Below are 3,341 nucleotides of genomic sequence, written 5' to 3'. Positions count from 1 at the left end.
CTGGTAAACATGGCGCTGTACGTTTCGCCGATTGTTTCCGGTGAGGTTATCCGTTCCCGTGGCGGCTCCACCTCTGAATTTACGCCGGGATATGTCAAGCCGAAGCATGAAGTGAATCCGCAGATGACCCTGCGTCGCCTGCCGGATGAAGATCCGCAGAATCTGGCGGACCCGGCTTACCGCCGCCGTCGCATCATCATGCAGAACATGCGTGACGAAGAGCTGGCCATTGCTCAGGTCGAAGAGATGCAGGCAGTTTCTGCCGTGCTTAAAATTCGTAATCATGTCATAGCTGTTTCCTGTGTGAAATTGTTATCCGCTCACAATTCCACACAACATACGAGCCGGAAGCATAAAGTGTAAAGCCTGGGGTGCCTAATGAGTGAGCTAACTCACATTAATTGCGTTGCGCTCACTGCCCGCTTTCCAGTCGGGAAACCTGTCGTGCCAGCTGCATTAATGAATCGGCCAACGCGCGGGGAGAGGCGGTTTGCGTATTGGGCGCTCTTCCGCTTCCTCGCTCACTGACTCGCTGCGCTCGGTCGTTCGGCTGCGGCGAGCGGTATCAGCTCACTCAAAGGCGGTAATACGGTTATCCACAGAATCAGGGGATAACGCAGGAAAGAACATGTGAGCAAAAGGCCAGCAAAAGGCCAGGAACCGTAAAAAGGCCGCGTTGCTGGCGTTTTTCCATAGGCTCCGCCCCCCTGACGAGCATCACAAAAATCGACGCTCAAGTCAGAGGTGGCGAAACCCGACAGGACTATAAAGATACCAGGCGTTTCCCCCTGGAAGCTCCCTCGTGCGCTCTCCTGTTCCGACCCTGCCGCTTACCGGATACCTGTCCGCCTTTCTCCCTTCGGGAAGCGTGGCGCTTTCTCATAGCTCACGCTGTAGGTATCTCAGTTCGGTGTAGGTCGTTCGCTCCAAGCTGGGCTGTGTGCACGAACCCCCCGTTCAGCCCGACCGCTGCGCCTTATCCGGTAACTATCGTCTTGAGTCCAACCCGGTAAGACACGACTTATCGCCACTGGCAGCAGCCACTGGTAACAGGATTAGCAGAGCGAGGTATGTAGGCGGTGCTACAGAGTTCTTGAAGTGGTGGCCTAACTACGGCTACACTAGAAGAACAGTATTTGGTATCTGCGCTCTGCTGAAGCCAGTTACCTTCGGAAAAAGAGTTGGTAGCTCTTGATCCGGCAAACAAACCACCGCTGGTAGCGGTGGTTTTTTTGTTTGCAAGCAGCAGATTACGCGCAGAAAAAAAGGATCTCAAGAAGATCCTTTGATCTTTTCTACGGGGTCTGACGCTCAGTGGAACGAAAACTCACGTTAAGGGATTTTGGTCATGAGATTATCAAAAAGGATCTTCACCTAGATCCTTTTAAATTAAAAATGAAGTTTTAAATCAATCTAAAGTATATATGAGTAAACTTGGTCTGACAGTTACCAATGCTTAATCAGTGAGGCACCTATCTCAGCGATCTGTCTATTTCGTTCATCCATAGTTGCCTGACTCCCCGTCGTGTAGATAACTACGATACGGGAGGGCTTACCATCTGGCCCCAGTGCTGCAATGATACCGCGAGACCCACGCTCACCGGCTCCAGATTTATCAGCAATAAACCAGCCAGCCGGAAGGGCCGAGCGCAGAAGTGGTCCTGCAACTTTATCCGCCTCCATCCAGTCTATTAATTGTTGCCGGGAAGCTAGAGTAAGTAGTTCGCCAGTTAATAGTTTGCGCAACGTTGTTGCCATTGCTACAGGCATCGTGGTGTCACGCTCGTCGTTTGGTATGGCTTCATTCAGCTCCGGTTCCCAACGATCAAGGCGAGTTACATGATCCCCCATGTTGTGCAAAAAAGCGGTTAGCTCCTTCGGTCCTCCGATCGTTGTCAGAAGTAAGTTGGCCGCAGTGTTATCACTCATGGTTATGGCAGCACTGCATAATTCTCTTACTGTCATGCCATCCGTAAGATGCTTTTCTGTGACTGGTGAGTACTCAACCAAGTCATTCTGAGAATAGTGTATGCGGCGACCGAGTTGCTCTTGCCCGGCGTCAATACGGGATAATACCGCGCCACATAGCAGAACTTTAAAAGTGCTCATCATTGGAAAACGTTCTTCGGGGCGAAAACTCTCAAGGATCTTACCGCTGTTGAGATCCAGTTCGATGTAACCCACTCGTGCACCCAACTGATCTTCAGCATCTTTTACTTTCACCAGCGTTTCTGGGTGAGCAAAAACAGGAAGGCAAAATGCCGCAAAAAAGGGAATAAGGGCGACACGGAAATGTTGAATACTCATACTCTTCCTTTTTCAATATTATTGAAGCATTTATCAGGGTTATTGTCTCATGAGCGGATACATATTTGAATGTATTTAGAAAAATAAACAAATAGGGGTTCCGCGCACATTTCCCCGAAAAGTGCCACCTGACGTCTAAGAAACCATTATTATCATGACATTAACCTATAAAAATAGGCGTATCACGAGGCCCTTTCGTCTCGCGCGTTTCGGTGATGACGGTGAAAACCTCTGACACATGCAGCTCCCGGAGACGGTCACAGCTTGTCTGTAAGCGGATGCCGGGAGCAGACAAGCCCGTCAGGGCGCGTCAGCGGGTGTTGGCGGGTGTCGGGGCTGGCTTAACTATGCGGCATCAGAGCAGATTGTACTGAGAGTGCACCATATGCGGTGTGAAATACCGCACAGATGCGTAAGGAGAAAATACCGCATCAGGCGCCATTCGCCATTCAGGCTGCGCAACTGTTGGGAAGGGCGATCGGTGCGGGCCTCTTCGCTATTACGCCAGCTGGCGAAAGGGGGATGTGCTGCAAGGCGATTAAGTTGGGTAACGCCAGGGTTTTCCCAGTCACGACGTTGTAAAACGACGGCCAGTGCCAAGCTTGCATGCCTGCAGGTCGTTTACCTTACCGAAATCGGTACGGATACCGCGAAAGAGCAGATTTATAACCGCTTCACACTGACGCCGGAAGGGGATGAACCGCTTCCCGGTGCCGTTCACTTCCCGAATAACCCGGATATTTTTGATCTGACCGAAGCGCAGCAGCTGACTGCTGAAGAGCAGGTCGAAAAATGGGTGGATGGCAGGAAAAAAATACTGTGGGACAGCAAAAAGCGACGCAATGAGGCACTCGACTGCTTCGTTTATGCGCTGGCGGCGCTGCGCATCAGTATTTCCCGCTGGCAGCTGGATCTCAGTGCGCTGCTGGACTCTAGAGGATCCCCCTTCTTCAGCGCTTTAAATGACATTGTTTCGTTTCTCTATGTTTGGTATCGGTTCTTCTTCTTCTTCAAAAAAAAGGGGGGCACTATTC

Annotated in this window: 3 protein-coding genes; 2 read left to right on the top strand and 1 reads right to left on the bottom strand. The window is 51.0% G+C overall.

Translation table 11 applies throughout. The annotated features are described in order from the left end of the window. Nucleotides 1-363 (top strand): major capsid protein (locus tag NFU81_RS40710; protein ID WP_479688514.1); only part of this gene is annotated, 363 nt, incomplete at its 5' end. Between the two features lie 1,083 nt (nucleotides 364-1,446). Here NFU81_RS40710 and NFU81_RS40700 read toward each other — a convergent pair. Then, entirely contained in the window at nucleotides 1,447-2,307 is an 861-nt protein-coding gene (locus NFU81_RS40700) for a broad-spectrum class A beta-lactamase TEM-116 (protein ID WP_000027050.1), read from the bottom strand. A 610-nt stretch (nucleotides 2,308-2,917) separates the two neighbouring features. On the opposite strand from NFU81_RS40700, the gene NFU81_RS40695 reads away from it, so the two are divergent. Further along, nucleotides 2,918-3,341 (top strand): terminase gpA endonuclease subunit (locus NFU81_RS40695; RefSeq protein WP_479688515.1); only part of this gene is annotated, 424 nt, incomplete at its 3' end.

The sequence above is a fragment of the Actinacidiphila cocklensis genome, assembly GCF_907177275.1.
In the GTDB taxonomy this organism is placed as follows: domain Bacteria; phylum Actinomycetota; class Actinomycetes; order Streptomycetales; family Streptomycetaceae; genus Actinacidiphila; species Actinacidiphila cocklensis.
This window is presented reverse-complemented; position numbering and strand designations above follow the sequence as displayed.

Bases quoted from the DNA above. Each gene is read 5' to 3' on its own strand.
- NFU81_RS40700 (WP_000027050.1), bottom strand. From the start codon at position 2,307: ATGAGTATTCAACATTTCCGTGTCGCCCTTATTCCCTTTTTTGCGGCA.